General features: G+C 69.8%; 19 protein-coding genes and 1 riboswitch. Of the genes, 13 read left to right on the forward strand and 6 right to left on the reverse strand.

Features of this window, described 5'->3' with window-relative positions; all coding sequences use genetic code 11:
- Positions 1-20: 20 nt before the first annotated feature.
- The 6 genes from AADV74_RS16790 to AADV74_RS16815 all read left to right on the forward strand — a co-directional run bounded on the left by AADV74_RS16790 (position 21) and on the right by AADV74_RS16815 (position 6,836).
- Positions 21-836, forward strand: coding sequence for a LysM peptidoglycan-binding domain-containing protein (locus AADV74_RS16790; RefSeq protein ID WP_342116328.1), 816 nt, complete (start codon positions 21-23; stop codon positions 834-836).
- Positions 837-893: 57 nt separating this feature from the next.
- Positions 894-978: riboswitch (ZMP/ZTP riboswitch) on the forward strand.
- 38 nt (positions 979-1,016) lie between these two features.
- The gene (gene glyA, locus AADV74_RS16795; protein ID WP_342116330.1) at positions 1,017-2,291 is read left to right on the forward strand and encodes a serine hydroxymethyltransferase; all 1,275 of its coding nucleotides are present in this window, start codon (positions 1,017-1,019) and stop codon (positions 2,289-2,291) included.
- Positions 2,288-3,172, forward strand: a complete 885-nt coding sequence (locus tag AADV74_RS16800; RefSeq protein ID WP_342116332.1) for a bifunctional methylenetetrahydrofolate dehydrogenase/methenyltetrahydrofolate cyclohydrolase — start codon at positions 2,288-2,290, stop codon at positions 3,170-3,172. The genes glyA and AADV74_RS16800 overlap by 4 nt, the downstream gene beginning before the upstream one ends.
- A 109-nt stretch (positions 3,173-3,281) precedes the next feature.
- A complete protein-coding gene (locus AADV74_RS16805; RefSeq protein ID WP_342116334.1) occupies positions 3,282-4,541 on the forward strand; it encodes a cytidylyltransferase domain-containing protein in 1,260 nt (419 codons plus the stop codon).
- Positions 4,542-4,575: 34 nt separating this feature from the next.
- Positions 4,576-5,451, forward strand: coding sequence for an N-acetylneuraminate synthase family protein (locus AADV74_RS16810; protein ID WP_342116335.1), 876 nt, complete (start codon positions 4,576-4,578; stop codon positions 5,449-5,451).
- 5 nt (positions 5,452-5,456) lie between these two features.
- On the forward strand, positions 5,457-6,836 hold the full coding sequence (locus tag AADV74_RS16815) for a DUF6716 putative glycosyltransferase (protein WP_342116337.1): 1,380 nt from the start codon (positions 5,457-5,459) through the stop codon (positions 6,834-6,836).
- Positions 6,837-6,870: 34 nt separating this feature from the next.
- Here AADV74_RS16815 and AADV74_RS16820 read toward each other — a convergent pair whose 3' ends face one another.
- Positions 6,871-7,407, reverse strand: a complete 537-nt coding sequence (locus AADV74_RS16820) for a gamma carbonic anhydrase family protein (protein WP_342116339.1) — start codon at positions 7,405-7,407, stop codon at positions 6,871-6,873.
- A gap of 149 nt (positions 7,408-7,556) precedes the next feature.
- On the opposite strand from AADV74_RS16820, the gene AADV74_RS16825 reads away from it, so the two are divergent.
- Positions 7,557-8,012, forward strand: coding sequence for a YbaK/EbsC family protein (locus AADV74_RS16825; protein ID WP_342116340.1), 456 nt, complete (start codon positions 7,557-7,559; stop codon positions 8,010-8,012).
- On the opposite strand, the gene galK is transcribed toward AADV74_RS16825, so the two are convergent.
- Both galK and galT read right to left on the reverse strand, forming a co-directional pair.
- Positions 8,009-9,169: a galactokinase gene (galK, locus tag AADV74_RS16830; protein WP_342116342.1), complete on the reverse strand. Its 1,161-nt coding sequence runs from the start codon at positions 9,167-9,169 to the stop codon at positions 8,009-8,011. The two genes, AADV74_RS16825 and galK, sit on opposite strands and share 4 nt — an antisense overlap.
- Positions 9,166-10,344 (reverse strand): galactose-1-phosphate uridylyltransferase, encoded by a 1,179-nt coding sequence (gene galT, locus AADV74_RS16835; RefSeq protein WP_342116344.1) that lies wholly within the window; start codon positions 10,342-10,344, stop codon positions 9,166-9,168. The genes galK and galT overlap by 4 nt, the downstream gene beginning before the upstream one ends.
- A gap of 87 nt (positions 10,345-10,431) precedes the next feature.
- Between galT and AADV74_RS16840 the strand changes: the two genes are divergently transcribed.
- On the forward strand, positions 10,432-11,283 hold the full coding sequence (locus tag AADV74_RS16840; RefSeq protein WP_342116346.1) for a DeoR/GlpR family DNA-binding transcription regulator: 852 nt from the start codon (positions 10,432-10,434) through the stop codon (positions 11,281-11,283).
- Complete coding sequence (locus AADV74_RS16845) at positions 11,280-12,203, forward strand: aldose 1-epimerase family protein (protein ID WP_342116348.1); 924 nt, start codon at positions 11,280-11,282, stop codon at positions 12,201-12,203. The genes AADV74_RS16840 and AADV74_RS16845 overlap by 4 nt, the downstream gene beginning before the upstream one ends.
- A 104-nt stretch (positions 12,204-12,307) precedes the next feature.
- Here the strand turns inward: AADV74_RS16845 and AADV74_RS16850 are convergent, their stop codons facing one another.
- Complete coding sequence (locus AADV74_RS16850) at positions 12,308-12,964, reverse strand: fasciclin domain-containing protein (RefSeq protein ID WP_342116350.1); 657 nt, start codon at positions 12,962-12,964, stop codon at positions 12,308-12,310.
- Positions 12,965-13,277: 313 nt separating this feature from the next.
- Here AADV74_RS16850 and AADV74_RS16855 point away from each other — a divergent pair, with 313 nt between their 5' ends.
- Together AADV74_RS16855 and AADV74_RS16860 are read left to right on the forward strand one after the other, a co-directional pair.
- On the forward strand, positions 13,278-13,877 hold the full coding sequence (locus AADV74_RS16855) for a sigma-70 family RNA polymerase sigma factor (RefSeq protein WP_342116421.1): 600 nt from the start codon (positions 13,278-13,280) through the stop codon (positions 13,875-13,877).
- The gene (locus tag AADV74_RS16860) at positions 13,874-14,788 is read left to right on the forward strand and encodes an anti-sigma factor (RefSeq protein WP_342116353.1); all 915 of its coding nucleotides are present in this window, start codon (positions 13,874-13,876) and stop codon (positions 14,786-14,788) included. The genes AADV74_RS16855 and AADV74_RS16860 overlap by 4 nt, the downstream gene beginning before the upstream one ends.
- A 150-nt stretch (positions 14,789-14,938) precedes the next feature.
- Here the strand turns inward: AADV74_RS16860 and AADV74_RS16865 are convergent, their stop codons facing one another.
- Positions 14,939-15,667 carry an alpha/beta fold hydrolase gene (locus tag AADV74_RS16865; protein WP_342116354.1) on the reverse strand — a complete coding sequence of 243 codons (729 nt, stop codon included), beginning with the start codon at positions 15,665-15,667 and terminating at the stop codon, positions 14,939-14,941.
- 288 nt (positions 15,668-15,955) lie between these two features.
- On the opposite strand from AADV74_RS16865, the gene AADV74_RS16870 reads away from it, so the two are divergent.
- Entirely contained in the window at positions 15,956-16,996 is a 1,041-nt protein-coding gene (locus tag AADV74_RS16870; protein WP_342116356.1) for an LLM class F420-dependent oxidoreductase, read from the forward strand.
- A gap of 47 nt (positions 16,997-17,043) precedes the next feature.
- On the opposite strand, the gene AADV74_RS16875 is transcribed toward AADV74_RS16870, so the two are convergent.
- Positions 17,044-17,985: an oxygenase MpaB family protein gene (locus AADV74_RS16875; RefSeq protein ID WP_342116358.1), complete on the reverse strand. Its 942-nt coding sequence runs from the start codon at positions 17,983-17,985 to the stop codon at positions 17,044-17,046.
- A gap of 106 nt (positions 17,986-18,091) precedes the next feature.
- Here AADV74_RS16875 and AADV74_RS16880 point away from each other — a divergent pair, with 106 nt between their 5' ends.
- Positions 18,092-19,048, forward strand: coding sequence for a 5'-3' exonuclease (locus AADV74_RS16880; RefSeq protein WP_342116360.1), 957 nt, complete (start codon positions 18,092-18,094; stop codon positions 19,046-19,048).
- Positions 19,049-19,114: the final 66 nt, after the last annotated feature.

Genomic DNA, 19,114 nt, shown 5'->3' on the forward strand with positions numbered 1-19,114 from the left:
CTGACGCCAGGGGGTGGCCGATGCCGGGAGAGATCAGACGACGGATTCTGCCTGCAGCGATGCTCGGGGTCGCGGTCATGGCGATCCTGACCGGCTGCACGGTGCCGGCGGCATCCGGGGCCGACGGATCCGATGCGACTGCAATCCCGACCGGGACCGCGCGGCCGGCGGTCGCAGCGGGCGAGAGCGGGGCGCCCGAACTCGAGTGGCACCACGTCGTCGGGTCGGGAGACCTGGTCACCGCCGACGGCGCGGTCCTCGGCTTGATCGAGGTCATCGTGGGGAAGCACGGACTCTTCGACGCACGTCTCACAGGGTGGGACGGCGATCTGCCGGCGAAGACCGGTCTCACGCTGCATCCGGAGCCTGTGGCGATCGACTCGTGCACAGACACCGGCTTCGCGCTGAGCCTCGGCGATCTCAGCCTCCAACCGACGCAATACTTCACGATCGGCACGATCGGATCGGGTGACCCCAGCTTCCTCGAGACCGCGGTGCTGTCGACACTCCCCGACCCCGCAGCCGGAATGGCGACCGACTGCATGCGCCCGGCGGCGGCCGTCGCCGTGCTGCACTGGAGCATCCCCGACATGCGGCCGGGACTCCACGTCATCGACTCGGGTCGGGCCACTGCGGCGATCGGCGACGTCACCATCGTCGACGGCGAACCCGCGTCCTATCTGGTGCACGGCGACGACACCCTGGGAGCGATCGCCGAGCGGTTCGGCATCACGACGAGCGACCTGCTGTACCTGAACCCGACCCGCGTGACCCCCGGCTCGACGGGTCAGGCCTACGCAGGCGAGACGCTCAACCTGTCGCGCGGGCTGCGCTGAGCGCACGACGCGGGGGAGCTGCATCCGTCCCCCCGGATGACGGTTCGGCTGATACTCTGTTCGGGTCGCAACTGGCGTTCGGATGGGTGACCATCGGGGAGCGATGAGAATCGGTTGGTGGCCGTTCGCCTGGGCCACGACACGAACCCCTTAGTTCACCGATTCCGCAAGGAGACGCCAGTGTCTGATTCCGTGTTCAACGCACCTCTGTCCGAGGTCGATCCCGAGATCGCCGAGGTGCTCGAGCTCGAGCTGGGTCGCCAGCGCGACTACCTCGAGATGATCGCCAGCGAGAACTTCGTTCCCGTCTCAGTACTGCAGTCGCAGGGGTCGGTGCTCACCAACAAGTACGCCGAGGGCTACCCCGGCCGGCGCTACTACGGTGGCTGCGAGTACGTCGACATCGCCGAGACACTCGCCATCGAGCGTGCCAAGAGCCTGTTCGGCGCCGAGTACGCCAACGTGCAGCCGCACTCGGGCGCCACGGCCAACGCCGCGGTGCTCTCGGCCATCGCCACCCCGGGTGACACAATCCTCGGCCTCGAACTGGCCCACGGCGGTCACCTCACCCACGGCATGAAGCTCAACTTCTCGGGCAAGCTCTACAACGCCGTGTCCTACGGCGTCGACCCCGAGACCTTCCTCGTCGACATGGACGTCGTGCGCGACAAGGCCCTCGAGCACCGCCCCCAGGTCATCATCGCCGGCTGGAGCGCCTACCCCCGCCACCTCGACTTCGCCGCCTTCCGGGCCATCGCCGACGAGGTCGGCGCCAAGCTCTGGGTAGACATGGCGCACTTCGCTGGCCTCGTGGCCGCCGGGCTCCACCCGTCCCCCGTCCCCTTCGCCGACGTCGTCTCCTCGACAGTGCACAAGACCATCGGCGGACCGCGCTCGGGCTTCATCCTGTCGCGCGACATGGAGCTGGCCAAGAAGCTCAACTCCAACGTCTTTCCCGGCCAGCAGGGCGGACCGCTCATGCACGTCATCGCGGCCAAGGCCACGGCGTTCAAGATCGCGGCGTCCGAGGACTTCAGGGACCGCCAGGTGCGCACCATCCGTGGCGCGCAGATCCTCGCCGAGCGCCTCACCGCCGATGACTCTCGCGCTGGGGGCGTCGACGTCCTCACCGGGGGAACGGATGTGCACCTGGTGCTCGCCGACCTCCGCAACTCTCCGCTCGACGGCCAGCAGGCCGAGGACCTCCTGCACGAGGTGCTCATCACGGTCAACCGCAACGCCGTGCCGTTCGATCCGCGGCCGCCGATGGTGACCTCCGGCCTCCGCATCGGAACGCCCGCGCTCGCCACCCGTGGCTTCGGCGATGCCGAGTTCGTCGAGGTCGCCGACATCATCGCCGAGACGCTGAAGCCCGGCGCAGACGTGGCCGGCCTCCGCGAGCGAGTGACGAAGCTCACCTCGGTCTTCCCGCTCTACCCGGGCCTGCAGCAGTGACGACGGCCGTCAGACTCGACGGCGTCGCGACAGCGACGACCATCAAGAGCGAGCTCGCCTCGCGGATCGAGGGCCTGCGGGCCCAGGGCGTCGTGCCGGGCCTCGGCACGCTGCTCGTGGGAGACGACCCCGGGTCGCGCTCCTACGTCGCCGGCAAGCACCGCGACTGCGCCGAGGTGGGCATCGAGTCGATCCGCGTCGATCTGCCCGCGACGGCGAGCCAGGCGGACGTGCTGGCCGCCATCGCCGACCTCAACGCAGCTCCCGAGGTCACGGGATACATCGTGCAGCTCCCTCTGCCGAAGGGGCTCGACGAGCACGCCGCGCTCGAAGCCATCGATCCGTCGAAGGACGCCGACGGCCTGCATCCGACCAACCTCGGTCGTCTGGTGCTCGGCATCGAGGGAGAGCTGCGCTCGCCGCTGCCCTGCACCCCGGCAGGCATCGTCGAGCTGCTTCAGCGCTACGACGTGCCCATCGCAGGAAAGCACGTCACCGTCGTCGGCCGCGGGCTCACCGTGGGCCGCCCGCTCGGGCTGCTGTTCACCCGCAAGGGCCTCGACGCCACGGTCACTCTCACCCACTCGCGCACAGTCGACCTCGCCGCCGAGGTGCGCCGGGCCGACATCGTGATCGCCGCAGTGGGGGTCGCCCACCTGGTGCAGCCCGACTGGGTGAAGCCGGGCGCCGCCGTGCTCGACGTGGGCATCACCCGCGTTGAGGACCCGGAGACGGGCAAGGGACGGCTCACCGGCGATGTGCATCCGTCCGTCGCCGATGTCGCCGGCTTCCTGTCGCCGAACCCCGGCGGAGTGGGGCCGATGACCCGAGCGATGCTGCTCTCGAACGTCGTGAAGGCCGCGGAACTCCGTCTCGGCTGACGGCTCGTCGCGCCGCATTCCGTGGGAGTGCGGCGCGGCGCACCGGGGTGACCGGCCCCGTTCACCTCCCGATCACGGGCAGGTCACTTCCGCGTCCTAGCCTCGCGGCATGTCCCAATCGGAGCGAACGCGAGTCGGGTTCGCCACTCGCGCCGGCACGGCCGCGGCCGCCACGACCACTGCGGCCGTCGACCGCGTCGTCGCGATCATCCCCGCACGAGCCGGATCCAAAGGCCTCCCGGGCAAGAACTCCACTCCCGTCGGAGGAGTGCCGCTGATCGTGCGCGCCGTGCGGGCTGCACTGGCGGCTCCCTCCATCGACAGGGTCGTCGTGACGACGGATGGCGACGCCATCGCAGCCCTCGCCCGCGATGCCGGCGCCGACGTCGTGCAGCGCCCTCAGGATCTCGCCGGTGACACCGCCAGCTCGGAGTCCGCCCTCCTGCACGCCCTCGCCGCGATCGAGGACGAGACCGGCGCGCTGCCCGAGGCGACGGTGTTCATCCAGGCAACCTCGCCGTTCATCGATGCCGCCGACCTCGAGCTCGCCGTGCGCTCGGTGCTCGATCGTGACGCCGACGTCGTCTTCTCGGCGGTCGAGAGCCACGCCTTCCTCTGGCGGGCGCGGCCGGACGGAGACGGCTCCGTCGAAGGAGTCAACCACTCGGCCGCCGTGCGCCCGCGACGGCAGGACCGCGACGTGGAGTACCGCGAGACCGGCGCGTTCTATGTGCTGCGCACCGAGGGGTTCCGCGAGGTCGGACACCGCTTCTTCGGTCGCGTCGCCGTGCGACTGGTGCCGGACGTCCACGCGATCGAGATCGACACGGCGGCCGACCTCGCGATCAGCACGGCGCTCGCACGCGTCATCGACCCGTCGCCGCATCCGCTCATCGACGTCGATGCCGTCGTCACCGATTTCGACGGCGTCCACACCGACGACACGGCATCCGTCGACACCCTCGGCCGCGAGTCCGTGCGGGTGAGTCGCCGGGACGGCCACGGCGTCAAGCGCCTCCGCGAGGCCGGCATCCCGATGCTCATCCTCTCCGCCGAGACCAACACGGTGGTCGCTGCACGGGCCGAGAAGCTCCGCGTCGACGTCGAGCACGGGATCGAGGACAAGGCCACGGCCCTCGTCGCCTGGGCCGACCGCGTCGGGGTCCCGCTCGATCGCATCGCCTACCTCGGCAACGACCTCGCCGACCTGCCGTGCATGCGCATCGTGGGATGGCCGGTCTCGGTGGCGGATGCCGACCCCGCCGTGATCGCCGCTGCTCGCGTCGTGCTCTCCCGCGTCGGCGGTGCCGGCGCCGTGCGCGAGCTCTCGGACGCGATCATCGCCGCTCGTGGGATCCACGAGAACTGACATCCCGCCACGCGGGCAACACGAAGGAGAACACATGTCTGTGCGAATCGGACGATCGGTCATCGGACCGGGCGAGCCCGTCTACGTCATCGGCGAGATCGGACTGAACCACAACGGCTCGGTCGACATCGCCAAGGAACTCATCGACGTCGCGGTGGAGGCCGGCGCGCAGGCCGTGAAGTTCCAGAAGCGCACTCCCGAGATCTCGACCCCCGAGCACATGAAGGACGTCCCGCGCGAGACGCCGTGGGGCACGATGACCTACCTCGACTACCGTCGCCGGGTCGAGTTCGACCGCGACCAGTACATCGAGCTGGCCGACTACGCCTACCTCCGGGGCGTCGACTGGTTCGCCTCGCCGTGGGACGTGCCGTCCGTGGCCTTCCTCGAGGACATCGGGGTCGTCGCCCACAAGGTGGCCTCGGCATCCGTCACCGACATCGAACTGCTCTGGGCACTCCGCGAGACGGGCAAGCCGGTGATCCTCTCGACGGGCATGTCGACGCTCGACGAGATCGATGCCGCCGTCGAGGTGCTCGGAACCGAGCGCCTCGTCATGCTGCATGCGACATCGAGCTACCCGATGCCGACCGAGGAGGCGAACATCTCGGTCATCCGCACCCTCCAGGACCGCTATCGCGGCGTGCCGATCGGCTACTCCGGCCACGAGCGCGGCCTGCAGATCTCTCTCGCAGCAGTAGCCCTCGGAGCCGTCGCCGTCGAGCGGCACATCACGCTCGACCGCACGATGTGGGGCTCCGACCACGCAGCCTCGCTCGAGCCGCAGGGCTTCGACCACCTCGTGCGCGACATCCGCATCATCAGCGAAGCCATGGGCGACGGCGTGAAGCGCGTCTTCCCGGGCGAAGAGGCTCCCAAGGCGAAGCTGCGGCGGGTCAACGCGTCATGAGGCCGGTGGCCACCAGGCGCATGCTGGTGATCGGCGACTCGGACTCCTACGTGAAGTGGGGTGCCGCCCTGGCGTCCAGGCTTCCGTCCGACTGGGCCGTCGAGATCGTCGTGCTCGCTTCTCCTGTGCAGCCGAGCGCGCGACAACTCGAGGACGCCCTCGCCGGATCGGCCTTCGCCGTCGGGCAGGTCCGGGTTCGCCGACTCACCGACCTGGCACGTGTCGTGGCCGAGCTGCGTCCAGACGCGGTTCTCCTGGCCCTGCGCGGGCCGATGGTGCGCGTCGTCATCCGCGCGATCGGTTCGGTTCCGAACCGACCCGTGCTGCTGAGTGGCTTTCCGGGCATCACCATCCCGGCGGTTCCGAAGGCCATCGTCTACCGCGAGCAGACCGACCTCATCGTGTTGCACAGTCGGCACGAGGTGCGCGAGTTCTCCCGGAATGCCGAACGGATGCCTGTCTCCGTCGACTTCGGCCTGGCCACCCTGCCGTTCCTGAACCAGCCGGCGTCTGCGACTGCGACTGCGTCTGTTCCGGTGCCGGAGTCTGCGGCTCCAGGTCAGAACCCGGCGGCTGCGGACTCGATCGTGTTCGCGGCGCAGGCGATCGTGCCCAGGCATCCGGACGATCGGATCGCCCTGCTGCAGTGGCTCGTCGAGACGGCCCGCGCCCATCCCGAGAAGCGCGTCGTCGTGAAGGTGCGTGCCCGGGCCGGGGAGGCCCAGACCCACGCCGAGACCCACGACTTCGGCGCCCTCCTCGCTGATGGCGAGCTGGCCGACCGGTGGGGCGGAGCATTGCCGACCAATCTCGTCGTAGAGGACGGGCCCATGGCCGACCATCTCGCACGGGCCGTCGCCCTCGTGACGGTCAGTTCGACGGCCGCTCTCGAGGCCATCGCCGCCGACATCCCCGTGCTGCTGCTCGACGACTTCGGGATCGCCCCGAGGCTCATCAACACGGTCTTCATCGACAGTGGCCTGTTCGGCGACGAGGGCGACCTGCGCGCCGGTCTGTTCCGTCGACCGCGATCCGAGTGGCTGGGAGACAACTACTTCCACGGCCTCGCGGCCGATGACTGGCACGAGCGGCTCGAGCAGCTCGTGGCTCGGCGCGACGCTGCCCCGCTCCAGCTGGCGCCCCAGCGGCACAATCTGCGCGGTGGTCGACTGCGGCGGGCGTGGGACCGCAAGCGGATGCTCGGCTCGTACGATGACTCGGTGGCCGGCTTCCTGGCGATGGTCGTCGCAGTCCCGTCGCTCTGGGTGCTCCGACGCGTTCGTCGCGTGGTGCGGGCCGTCGTTCCCGCGCCGCTGCTCGTTCCTCTCGCGCGGGACTCGACTCCGGCGGAGCGGGCCGTCGCTGGGGAGGCCGCGCTCCGCTGACGCGGGCAGTCAGGCGGAGCGTGAACCCGGCGCGTCAGGCGAGCGGCGCGCTGTGCTCGCCGACGTGGCGCAGGTAGTGCCCTGCATTGGTGCGGATGCCCTGGCGTTCGGCATCCGTCAGCTCCCGACGCACCTTGGCCGGAACGCCGGCGACCAGCGATCCCGGAGGAACCTCGGTTCCCTCGAGCACGACGGCGCCGGCGGCGACGAGGGAGCCCTCCCCGATCACTGCACCGTTCAGCACCGTGGCCGACATGCCGATGAGGCTGTCGTCTCCGACGGTGCAGCCGTGCAGCACGGCGCCGTGGCCGACGGACACGTTCGCTCCGATCGTGAGCGGGAAGTCCGCATCGACGTGGCAGACCACGGTGTCCTGCAGGTTGGAGCCGGCTCCCAGCACGATCGAAGCGCCATCGGCTCTCAGCACGGCGTTGTACCAGACGCTCGAGTGCTCACCCAGGGTGACGTCGCCGACGATGACGGCGCCGGCTGCCACGAAGGAGCTCTCGGCGATGGTGGGGCTGCCGATGCCCGGCAGGCTCCTGATGACGGCCAGGTCGTCGATGCTCATGGGCTCACCCTATCGACTCCGAATCGCCCGTCTTCGTCGCCTTCGTCGGTCCATGCGTGCCCGGATCCGACGAGTTTGGGCGACTCGATGCGTGAGCTCTAGGGTGGCGAGCATGGTCGACACCTCCCCCCCCCCCCGCGGTCGAGCGCGTGCGGGCCGCCCTCGCGGAACACGAGCTCACTCCCGAGGTCACGTGGTTCGAGGTGGCGACGCCGACGGCCCTCGCCGCGGCCGACGCCATCGGAACGACGGTCGGCGCGATCGCCAACTCGCTCGTGTTCACGCTCGACGGCGAACCGCTTCTCGTGCTCACCTCCGGCGCGCACAGGGTCGACACCGAGTGGCTCGGGGCCAGGCTCGGCGGCACCATCGCGCGGGCGACGAAGGAGCAGGTGAAGGATGCGACGGGCCAGACCATCGGCGGAGTCGCCCCGGTCGGGCATCCGGCTCCTGTGCGCACCATCGTCGACACGGCGCTCGCCGACCACGACACGGTGTGGGCCGCGGCCGGCCACGCGCACACGGTCTTCCCGACGACCTTCGCCGAGCTCGTGCGCATCACGGGCGGGGAGCCGTCCGCGGTAGTGGCGCCCGACGTCTCCTAGGCCTCCCGGGCCGCGCCCTGCGCCGCCCGCACGGTGAATAGCTCCGGGGTGGTGTAGCCGGCGGCATCGAACGCGGCCAGCACGGCGTCGCGCACGGCAGGAAGGTCGGCGTCGGCCACCAGCGCGATGGCGGAACCACCGAAGCCGCCGCCCGTCATCCGCGCACCGATGGCACCGGCAGCCCTCGAAGCCTCGACGGCCAGATCGAGCTCAGGGGTCGAGATCTCGAAGTCGTCGCGCATCGACGCGTGCGATGCATCGAGGAGGGCTCCGATGGCGCGAGGGCCATCGGAGCGCAGGGTGCGCACGGTGTCGAGAACGCGCTGGTTCTCGGTGACGATGTGCCGCACCCGGCGGAAGGTCTCGTCGTCGAGGACCTCGGCCGCCTCGGCCAGGTCGCTCATCTGCACGTCGCGCAGGGTGTCGGCGCCGAGGGCCTTGGCTCCTGCCTCGCAGGACGCACGGCGGGCTGCATAGCCGCCCGTCGCGTGGGCGTGGCTCACCTTGGTGTCGACCACGAGCACCTCGAGCCCTGCGGCATCGAAGCCGAGCGGGATGACCTCGGACTCGAAGGAGCGGCAGTCCAGGAAGACCCCGGCATCCGCTCGCCCGAGAAGCGACGCCGACTGGTCCATGATGCCCGTCGGAGCGCCGACGACGCGGTTCTCGGCGAGCTGGCCCACCTTGGCGAGGGTCTGGCGGTCGAAGTCGAGGTGCCAGATGTCCTTCAGCGCCACGGCCATGGCGCTCTCGATGGCGGCCGACGACGACAGCCCGGCGCCCACGGGAACCTCGGAGTCGAGGTACACGTCTGCCCCGGTGAGGGAGTCGAGCGGTGCACCGAACTGGCCGAGCGCCCAGGCGACGCCGAGCGGATAGGCGGACCACCCGTGCAGGGCCTCCGGTGCCAGGTCGTCGAGCGAGATCGAGACGGGGTCTGCCGAGAACGACGACGCGACGCGCAGGATGCGGTCCTCCCGCGGAGCCAGAGCCAGGACCGTGCGGCGGTTGATCGCGAACGGGAACACGAAGCCGGCGTTGTAGTCGGTGTGCTCGCCGATGAGGTTGACGCGGCCCGGAGCGGACCAGACGCCGGTCGGACGGCGCCCGTACAGCTGGGTGAAGTGCTCCGTCACACTGGAGTGCAGGTCGGTCATCGGTTCTCTTCCGTGTGCGGTTCGATCGGTGTTGCGGCGTCGGCCCTGGCGATGGCCTCGCGGATGCTCTGCGCCTGCTGCTCTGGAGTCACGTCGCCGATCCAGGCGCCCATGGCGGCCTCGGAGCCGGCGAGGAACTTCAGCTTGTCGGCGGCGCGGCGCGGGCTCGTCACCTGCAGCATCAGCCTGATGTCGTCGCGACCGACGTTCACCGGGGCTTGGTGCCAGGCGGCGATGTAGGGGGTCGGCGTCTCGTAGAGCGCGTCGATGCCGCGCAGCAGCCGCAGGTACAGGCGCGCCAGCTCGTCCCGCTCCTCGAGCGTCGTCGCGGCGAAGTCGGGCACGTGCCTGTGGGGGAGCAGGTGCACCTCGATGGGCCAGCGGGCAGCGAACGGCACGAAGGCCGTCCAGTGCTCACCCTGCAGCAGCATCCGCTCGCCCGACTGCTCGCTCGCGAGCAGATCTGAGAAGAGACCCGGGCCATAGCGTTCGATCGACTCGAGCAGTCGAGTCGTGCGAGGGGTCACGTAGGGGTAGGAGTAGATCTGGCCGTGCGGATGCTGCAGCGTGACGCCGATCGCCTCGCCGCGGTTCTCGAACGGGAACACCTGCTCGATGCCGGGCAGCGCCGAGAGAGCCGCAGTGCGGTCGGCCCACGCCTCGATCACCGTGCGGGCGCGCGAGACGCTCTGGGTGCCGAACGATCCGGCGTGCTCGGGGCTGAAGCACACCACCTCGCAGCGTCCGATGGACGTGCGCGTGCGGCCGATGCCCACGGCGGCGAGCTCGGCGAGGGCCTCGGGGCCGGCGTCCGTCACAGCGGCGAGCTCCGGACCGAACGACGGCGACTTGTTCTCGAACACCGCCACGTCGTAGCTGCTCGGAATCTCCGACGGGTTGCCCGGCTTCTGCGGGGCGAGCGGGTCGAGGTCGGCCGGTGGCAGGAACACGCGGTTCTGGCGGGCGGCCGCGATGGAGACCCACTCCCCGGTGAGGGCGTCCTGACGCATAGTCGCCGTGGCAGGGCGCGGGTCGAGCTCGCGAAGATCGGGGGCGCGCTCGGGCGAGAGCGTGGTGTCGGCGTCATCGAAGTAGATGAGTGCACGGCCATCGGCGAGGGTGTGCTCGAGGCGACGGATGCTGGGGTCGGCTGTGAAGGCTGATGGCTCTGTCATGACAGGCTCACGATACGCGGCTTGCGTTTACGAAACAAGTTGATTTGCGGATTGCAAAGAGAAAGCAAAACCCGGGACAATGGGCGGATGACGTCGACCGATCGCGACCCGGGCAACTCCGTGCCGGCAGGCATCCGCCGCGACCGCGCTGCAGCCCTCGTCGCCGACCGCGGTTTCGTGCGGGTGCGCGACCTCGCGGTCGCGTTCGGGGTGACCGATGTCACGGCCCGCGCCGACCTCGACCAACTCGAGCGCGAGGGCCTCATCCGTCGCGTGCACGGGGGCGCTGTCCCGTCGACGGATGCAGCTGCCACCGCCATAGCCCGCCGACCAGAGCGCGAGCCGAGCTTCGAGGAGGCCCTCTCCGCCTCCGCCGGGCCGAAGGAGAGCATCGGCGAGGCCGCGGCAGCCCTCGTGAGCAGCGGCCAGAGCATCATCCTCGACGTCGGCACGACGACGTTGCAGGTGGCGCGGTCGCTGCGGGCCCGCCGCGACCTCGACGACGTCACGATCTTCACCAATGGGTTGAGCATCGCCCTCGAGCTCGAGAGCGCCATCCCGCGTTTCACCGTCGTCCTCACAGGCGGGACGCTGAGGCCACGGCAGCACTCGCTCGTCGACCCGCTGGCGAGGGGCATCCTCGCCGATCTCCGCGCCGACATCGCCTTCATCGGCTGCAACGGCGTCGACGTCGACCGCGGCGTCACCAACGCCAACCTGCCCGAGGCCGCTGTCAAGATCGCCATGATCCGCGCGGCCGGCCGGGCCGTGGTCGTCGCCGATTCGTCGAAGCTGGGCGAGGTCCACCTGGCGCGCATCTCGTCTCTCGACGAGGTCGACATCCTGGTGACGGATGCCGCAGCTCCGGCCGTCCTCCTCGGCGAGTTCGAGCAGGCGGGTCTCGCCGTGCTGCCCGCCGGCTCTAGGCTCTCTGCATGACCTTTCCCACCGGTGAGCAGTACGAGTTGCAGACGAGGACGGCGAGCGGAGAGCTGCGCGCGACGATCACAGGCCTCGCAGCAGCCATCCGTCAACTGAGTCTCGACGGGGTCGACCTCGTCGAGACCTACGGCGAGGAGTCGTCGCCGCCCTACGGTGCCGGCATCGTGCTGGTGCCGTGGCCGAACCGCATCCGCGACGGACGCTGGGAGCACGAGGGCGTCGAGCGGCAGCTCGACATCACCGAGCCGAAGCTGAACAACGCCATCCACGGCCTCCTGCGCTACACGGAGTACCGCGAGGTCGACCGCACCCAGGACTCGGTCACCCTCGCCGCGACCGTCTACCCGCAGCACGGCTACCCGTACCTGCTCGAGACCGCCGTGCACTACGAGCTGGTCTCCGACGGCCTCAAGGTGACGCACTACCTCCGCAACCTCGGGCACGAGTCGGCTCCCGTCGCCGTCGGAACGCATCCGTTCCTCCGCATCGGCGACGTGCCGACGGATTCCCTCACCCTCCAGCTGTCCGCGGCGAGCCACATCGAGGTCGACGACCGCCTGCTGCCGACGTCCGAGGTTCCGGTCGAGGGCACCGAGTGGGACCTGCGCGACCCGCGCCGCGTGAGCGAACTGCAGCTCGACGACGCCTGGGGCGAGGCCTTCGCCACCGACGGCGAGGTCGTCCATACGCTCACGGCACCTGACGGACGCACTGTCTCGATGTGGTCGGAGCCGGAGTTCGGATTCGTGCAGGTCTTCACCACGCGGCAGTTCCCGGGCCGCGAGGGCGACGCCGCCATCGCGATCGAGCCCATGACAGCCCCGGCCGACGCCTTCAACTCGGGCAAGGGCCTGCGCTGGCTGGCCCCGGGCGACGAGTGGGAGATCAGCTGGGGCATCCGCTTCGGCGGCTTCTGACATCCGCCGCTCGCTGAGGCCCGGACGAAGTCTGCGGCCGAAGCGCACGAACGAAGAACGGCCCGCCTCCACTGGAGACGGGCCGTTCCCTCTTCACCGGATCATCAGGCCGGCGGCATCAGCACGGAGTCGATGAGGTACACCGTGGCGTTGGCGGTCTTCACGCCACCGCAGATGACCTTGGCGTCGTTGACCATCATGTCGTCGCCACTGCCGGTGACCTCGACGGTTCCACCCTCGACCGTGGTCTGGGTTCCGTCGATGTCAGCAGGAGCGATCTGGCCGGGAACCACGTGGTACGTGAGGATCTTGGTCAGCGTGGCGGAGTCGGTCTTGAGCCCCTCGATGGTGGCGGCGTCGATCTTGGCGAACGCGTCATCGACGGGAGCGAAGACGGTGAACTCGCTGCCGTTCAGCGTGTCGACCAGGTTGACGTCGGGGTTGAGCCCACCCGAGACGGCTGCGGTGAGCGTCGTGAGGATCGGGTTGTTCGAGGCGGCGACGGCCACCGGGTCCTCAGCCATGCCCGCGACGGAGCCGGCGCCATCCGGAACCTGCTCGGCGTAGGCCGCGCAACCGGAGCCGACGAGGTCGGCTGCGGGGTCCATCGCCTCGGGGGTCTCGGCCATGGGGGCTTCCGAGCTGGGGCTGCTCGACGACGAGGTGTCATCGGTGCCGCTGCCCATCGAACAACCGGTCAGGCCGAGGGCTGCGATGCCCACGATCGAGAGGGCGGCGAGTGAAGTGCGTGTGAGTCGCATGGATCTTCTCCTTGGAATCGTTGGCCGGGTTCGGCCGGCTCCACTTGCTGTGGTGCCTTCAGGAGGGCATTCGGAACCCCATGGGGTGCGGATTGGAGAATCTCCGGAAACTTTCCGAAGCTGGGAATCCGGCGTGATCAGGCCCCCGATGCATCCGGAAGAGGGGTAGGCGCCGAATGCGATGAGGCCTGCCGACGGGCTGCTCACGCACTGTCGCACTGGCGAACGGATGCCGGACACCGGCGTCTGCGGCACACTGAATCTCTTTCAGTCGACCGGCAATCCGAAACCGGCATCACGCCGAACACCTGACATGCTTGTTCTCGTGCCCCATGAGATCGGTGAAGACGACATCGGAATTCCGCCTGTCGTCACGCTGGAAGAGTTGCTGGAACGTATCGCCACAGGCGACCAGCGCGCTTTCAGCGAACTCTACGACGGGGTATCGGCTCGGCTATTCGGACTTGTTCGACGCCTCGTCGTCGATCCGGCTCAATCGGAGGAGGTGACGCAGGAGGTGTTTCTCGAGATCTGGCAGTCCGCAGCGCGATTCCAGCCCGAGCGGGGCAGTGCCCTCTCCTGGATGTTCACGCTCGCCCATCGCCGCGCCGTGGACCGCATCCGTTCTGCCCAGGCATCACGCGACCGCGACACTCGCATCGGCATCCGCGACCTCCCCATCGACACCGATGTGGTGAGCGAGGCAGCAGAACTGCGGGTCGAGAACGAGCGGGTGCAGCGCGCACTCACCGAACTCACCGACGTGCAGCGTCAGGCTGTGTCCTTGGCCTATTACTCCGGCTTCTCCCACAGCGAGATCGCCGATGAACTGAGCGTGCCGATCGGCACGGTGAAGACCCGAATACGCGATGGGATGATCCGTCTGCGAGACGCACTGGGGGTGACCGCATGAGCGACAGAGACCAGCGACCCGTCGGTGACGAGCACGCCCTGAGCGGCTCGTACGCGCTGGACGCCGTCGACGCCGAGGAGCGTGCCCGGTACGAGCGTGCCCTGCTCGAGTCGGATCAGCTGCGTGAGGAGGCGGCCGGCTTCGCCGACACCGCAGCCCTGCTGGGGTCGAGCGTCCCGCCCGTCACGCCCCCGCCCGCCCTCAAGGCGAGCATCATGGCGCAGCTCTCCGGCCTGTCGCAGCTTCCGGCACGCACGGCGGGCGGCGCCCACGCCGCCGACGCCGAGGTCGACGCTGTGCCGTCGGCCGAGCCTGCCACTGCTCCGGATGCCGCGGACTCCTCTGCGGCGCCGACGTTGGCTGCTGTTCCCTCGGCCCCCGGTGCGCCCATCGATCCCATCTCGCCCGCCGCGCCGCCCGTCGGCCGCGCCGAAGCCGCTGCGCAGCGTCGCTGGTTCTCCCGACCGGGCGCCTTCATCGCCGCTGCGGCCGCTGCCCTGGTGCTTATCGCGGCCGTGGTCGTCGGCGTGAACTGGCCGGGGCCGAACGGCTGGGGCGCCCAGCGCGACCTCGCCAGCATCTCGGCGGCCTCCGATGCCCAGCAGGCGACGGGCGAGGTGTCCGGTGGCGGAACCGTCACCCTGACCTGGTCCGAGGAACTCGGCCGCTCGGCCGTGACGGTCGACGGCATGCCGGCTCTCGACTCCGATCAGACCTATGAACTCTGGTACATCGACAGCGAGGCTGCCATTCCTGCCGGAACCTTCACCGTCGGCGACGACGGCACCACCTGGCGGGTGCTCGAGGGCGACATGACGGCGGGCGCGGCCGTGGGCGTCACCGTGGAGCCCGCCGGCGGATCCCCGCAGCCGACGACGGAGCCCGTCGTCGTCGTGCCGACAGCCGTCTAGTCAGCGCCGCAGGAGAACCCCAGAAGTCCGGGCTGCGGCATCCGCTCACCGAAAACAGGATGAGCACCCCGATGACGTCTCTCAGACCGCCATCGGGGTGCTCATCCTGTTTTCTGCGCCGGGCGCGGCGCTGGCAGTGACGCTGTGCGTTCAGTCCGAGACGGCTGCGACCGCGGCGAGGATCACATCGACGACGGCCGCTGGCTGCGACACCAGTGAGACGTGCGATGCGGCGACCTCGGTGATCGTCGATCCGGCGCGCTCGGCCTGGCTGCGCTGCGTCGCGGGCGGGATGACCCGGTCCTCCGTGCCGACGACGGCCCAGCTGGGCAGCGTCTTCCACGCCACGGCGGTGGTCGGCGAGGCATTCGCGCCGAGGGTGATCGGGCGCTGACCGGCGGCGATGAGCCAACGGTCGGCCTCGGGCAGGTCCTGGGCGAACGACTCGTGCACCGTCGCCGGCTTGAGGAAGGCCTCGGCGTCGCCCTCGGGAGCACCGGGGTATCCCGCGACGTCGAGTACCGTCGTCGGGTCCGGCACGTCGAGCGCCGATCCTGAGCCGCCGAGGATGGAGAACACCGTCTCACCCTCATCGGGGATGAAGGCGTCGACGTAGACCAGAGCCTTCACCTCGCCGCCGCCGGTGCCCGCATTGGTGATGACGGCGCCGCCGTAGGAGTGGCCGACCAGCACGACGGGCCCGCTCGTGCGCTGAGCCAGGAACGAGGCGACGTAGGCGGCATCCGTCGCCACGCCCCTCAGCAGGTTGGTGGGTGCCAGAACAGTGAAGCCGCGACCTTGGAGGTCTGAGGCCACGGCATTCCAGCTCGAGGCATCAGCCCAGGCTCCATGCACCAGGACGATCGTGGGTTGTGTCATATGCGTGCCTTTCGATTCAGGGTGAGAGCGCTGTCATTCGAGCGAAGACTATTCCCCCGATCACGGGGTGCGCCACGGCTGAGTCGCAGAGTTGCGTCGGTGTTCACCCGGTGGCTCGGCTGCACCCGTTTGCAGGATGGGACAAGGTTCGGGCCCATATGGCGGCTGAAACGCAGCTCATCCTGCATATGCGTGCAGCGGCTTCGGTCCGGGTGCGGCTGCGGGGCATACTGGACGCTGGCCGCGTGCATCTCGGCCCGACGACACCACAGCGCAGTGAGGACTCACATGGACATCGGCATGATGCTGAACTACTCGGGCGGATTCCGCGAGACTGCCGCCGAGGTCGGCGAGCTCGAGAAGGCCGGCGTCGACATCGTCATCGTTCCCGAGGCCTACAGCTTCGACGCCGTCAGCCAGCTGGGCTACCTCGCCGCGGTGACGGAGAAGATCAAGCTGGCCTCGGGCATCCTGCAGATCTACACGCGCACACCGTCGCTCACGGCAATGACGGCGGCCGGACTCGACTTCGTCTCGGACGGCCGCTTCGTGCTCGGCATCGGAGCATCCGGACCCCAGGTCATCGAGGGCTTCCACGGAGTGCCCTACGACGCACCGCTGCGCCGCACCCGCGAGATCATCGACATCTGCCGCATGGTCTGGCGCCGCGACCGCGTGGAGTACGACGGCCGCAGCTACCAGATCCCGCTGCCGGCCGAGAAGGGCACCGGACTGGGCAAGCCGCTGAAGCTCATCAACCATCCCGTGCGCGAGCGCATCCCGATCGTGGTGGCCGCTCTCGGCCCGGCCAGCGTGAAGCAGACGGCCGAGATCGCCGACGCCTGGATGCCGATGTTCTTCCACCCCGAGCGGGCGCGCGACGTCTGGGGCGATTCGCTCGATGCCGGCCTGGCCAAGCGTTCGGACGACCTGGGATCTCTCGACGTCTTCGCCAGCCCGGCGCTGTACATCGGCGATGACGCCGATGCCGTGCTGCCTTCGGTGAAGCCGCAGATCGCCCTGTACGTCGGCGGGATGGGCGCCCGCGGCAAGAACTTCTACAACGACCTCGTGTCGCAGTACGGCTTCGAGAAGGAGGCCGCCCTCATCCAGGACCTGTACCTCGAGGGCCGCAAGGACGAGGCGACGGCCGCGGTTCCAGACGACCTGGCGCGTGCCATCAACCTCATCGGGTCGCCCGGCCACGTGAAGGAGCGCGTCGCGGCCTTCGCCGAGGCCGGGGTCACGACTCTCGCGGTGACGCCGCTGGCGCGCACCTCGGAGCAGCGCGTCGGGCTCATGACGGGGTTCCGGGCGCTCGTCGACTGAGGCGCACCCGACGTCGTCGAGGGGCCGCGTGCGCCGCGCCGAGACGCTCAGTCCGCCGTCGTGTGCGTCTGCTGCGGAGAGGTCGAGTCCACGGGTGGGACCCACCCGATCCGCGCGATGCGTGCGCGAGCGGCATCCTCCGACGGTGATCTCCTCCCGAGCAGGCGGTGCACGACGCCGAGCGCGCGGGCCGTCGCCCACACCACGGGGAGGCGAGAGCGTCGGAGCCCCAGCAACCGTCGATAGTCAGCGGGCAGACTCGCGACCGCGCCGGCGAACAGCACGCGGTAGGCCGGAAGCATGGGCTTCGGCAGGGGCGGGTGCCTGATGAAGCGCACAGCCTCCGCCACGCGCTCGTCGCTCTTCAGCACGCCGTCGTTCGAGAACGCGGCCAGCTGGTCCCGCAGCTGCTGCTCGGAGCGCGGAGGCGACTCGACCCCGACGAGTTCGCCCGCCGTCGCCCACTCGCGCACGTAGGCGTCGGCTCCGCCAGGAATCGCTCCGCCCCAGATTGTGTGGCAGGCGAGGAAGGAATCCGTGAACGCGAGATGCACCCAGGCGAGCAGTTCGGGATCGCCGGCGGCATAGGGGCGCTCGACCTCGTGGGCGTCGAGGTAGGTGCCGACGACGCGCGAGTGGTACCTGCCGACCCGCGCGGACTCCTCCGTGGCGAACACCGTGTCGGCGTAGGTCACGATGGTGAGCCACTGGATCGTGCCCGCCAGCCGGCCGAGAGGATCCTCGCCGAAGCGCGAGTGGTCGTGCACTCCGGCCATGGCTCCGGGATGAAGCGTCTGGACGAGCAGGGCCCGGATGCCGGCGACGAGGGTCGGCATCCCGCCGTGCACCGCCCACGCGGCCGACCCCGGCCCGAAGAACCCGGCGTCGTCGCCCTCCTCGATGCGGTCGACCCAGGCCGGTCTTCCGTCGTGCGTGCCCGAGAGCGCGGCCAGCAGGCGCGACCGCGAGCGATCCTTCCTGGTGGCCATGGGCCGAGTGAACACCGCCCACCTGAGTGCGGGGCGAGAGGAGGCCGGCCAGCTGCGGCATCCGCCGACCCAGCACCAGGTCGCCGGGTCGTGCCATGATCGGGACATGCCCGAGCGTCTGATGCTTCTCGACACCGCCTCGTTGTACTTCCGCGCCTTCTACGGCCTGCCCGATACCATCCGGGCGCCGGACGGAACGCCGGTGAACGCCGTGCGCGGCCTGCTCGACTTCATCGGCAGGCTGGTCACCGACTTCGAGCCCACCCACCTGGTCGCCTGTTGGGACGACGACTGGCGTCCGCAGTGGCGTGTCGATCTCATCCCGAGCTACAAGGAGCATCGGGTGGAGAAGGTCGTGGCCGACGGCCCCGACGTCGAGGAGACTCCCGAGCTGCTCGTGGCGCAGATCCCGCTCATCCGCGAGACCCTCGAAGCATTCGGCGTCACCATCATCGGCGCTGCCGACCACGAGGCCGACGATGTGATCGGCACCCTCGCGACGCGGGCGGAGATGCCCGTCGACATCGTCACCGGCGACCGCGACCTGTTCCAACTCATCGACGACGAGCGCGACGTGCGCGTCGTCTACACCGCCCGCGGCATGAACAGGCTCGAGGTGCTGACGGGCGAGTCCGTACTCTCGAAGTACGGCGTGACCGCGGCCCAGTACGCCGACTTCGCGGCCCTCCGCGGCGACGCATCCGATGGCCTGCCCGGAGTCGCGGGCGTCGGCGAGAAGACCGCCGCGACGCTGCTGCAGGAGCACGGCGACCTCGACGGCGTCATCGCTGCGGCGGCAGATGCCGATGAGCCGATGGCGGCCGGGCTCCGCGCGAAGATCCTCGCGGCCTCCGACTACCTCGCCGTGGCGCCGACGGTCGTCGAGGTGGTGCGCGATCTCGAGCTCGGCGAGTTCGACGCGCGCATCCGCCCGCTCGACACGGAGGCCACGGCATCCGTCGCCGCCCTCTCGGAGACCTGGGCGCTCGGAGGGTCAGCCGATCGCGCGCTCAAGGGGCTCGCAGCCCGCGCATCGCGGCGGGCGGCTCCTCCCGCCCGCTGAGCGCGACGCCCCCCCCGCCCGCCCGCCGAAGCGCCGCGCGACGCGCGCCCTCCTCCCGCCCGCCCG

Origin of the sequence: Leifsonia stereocauli, from assembly GCF_038432415.1 — a bacterium.
GTDB classification, from domain to species: domain Bacteria; phylum Actinomycetota; class Actinomycetes; order Actinomycetales; family Microbacteriaceae; genus Orlajensenia; species Orlajensenia stereocauli.

Excerpts from the sequence above, each read along its gene's own strand:
- AADV74_RS16790 (WP_342116328.1), top strand. The coding sequence starts at position 21 with ATGCCGGGAGAGATCAGACGACGGATTCTGCCTGCAGCGATGCTCGGG.
- AADV74_RS16805 (WP_342116334.1), top strand. The coding sequence starts at position 3,282 with ATGTCCCAATCGGAGCGAACGCGAGTCGGGTTCGCCACTCGCGCCGGC.
- AADV74_RS16810 (WP_342116335.1), top strand. The coding sequence starts at position 4,576 with ATGTCTGTGCGAATCGGACGATCGGTCATCGGACCGGGCGAGCCCGTC.
- AADV74_RS16820 (WP_342116339.1), bottom strand. The coding sequence starts at position 7,407 with ATGAGCATCGACGACCTGGCCGTCATCAGGAGCCTGCCGGGCATCGGC.
- galK (WP_342116342.1), bottom strand. The coding sequence starts at position 9,169 with ATGACCGACCTGCACTCCAGTGTGACGGAGCACTTCACCCAGCTGTAC.
- galT (WP_342116344.1), bottom strand. The coding sequence starts at position 10,344 with ATGACAGAGCCATCAGCCTTCACAGCCGACCCCAGCATCCGTCGCCTC.
- AADV74_RS16840 (WP_342116346.1), top strand. The coding sequence starts at position 10,432 with ATGACGTCGACCGATCGCGACCCGGGCAACTCCGTGCCGGCAGGCATC.
- AADV74_RS16845 (WP_342116348.1), top strand. The coding sequence starts at position 11,280 with ATGACCTTTCCCACCGGTGAGCAGTACGAGTTGCAGACGAGGACGGCG.
- AADV74_RS16850 (WP_342116350.1), bottom strand. The coding sequence starts at position 12,964 with ATGCGACTCACACGCACTTCACTCGCCGCCCTCTCGATCGTGGGCATC.
- AADV74_RS16855 (WP_342116421.1), top strand. The coding sequence starts at position 13,278 with ATGCTTGTTCTCGTGCCCCATGAGATCGGTGAAGACGACATCGGAATT.
- AADV74_RS16860 (WP_342116353.1), top strand. The coding sequence starts at position 13,874 with ATGAGCGACAGAGACCAGCGACCCGTCGGTGACGAGCACGCCCTGAGC.
- AADV74_RS16865 (WP_342116354.1), bottom strand. The coding sequence starts at position 15,667 with ATGACACAACCCACGATCGTCCTGGTGCATGGAGCCTGGGCTGATGCC.
- AADV74_RS16870 (WP_342116356.1), top strand. The coding sequence starts at position 15,956 with ATGGACATCGGCATGATGCTGAACTACTCGGGCGGATTCCGCGAGACT.
- AADV74_RS16875 (WP_342116358.1), bottom strand. The coding sequence starts at position 17,985 with ATGGCCACCAGGAAGGATCGCTCGCGGTCGCGCCTGCTGGCCGCGCTC.
- AADV74_RS16880 (WP_342116360.1), top strand. The coding sequence starts at position 18,092 with ATGCCCGAGCGTCTGATGCTTCTCGACACCGCCTCGTTGTACTTCCGC.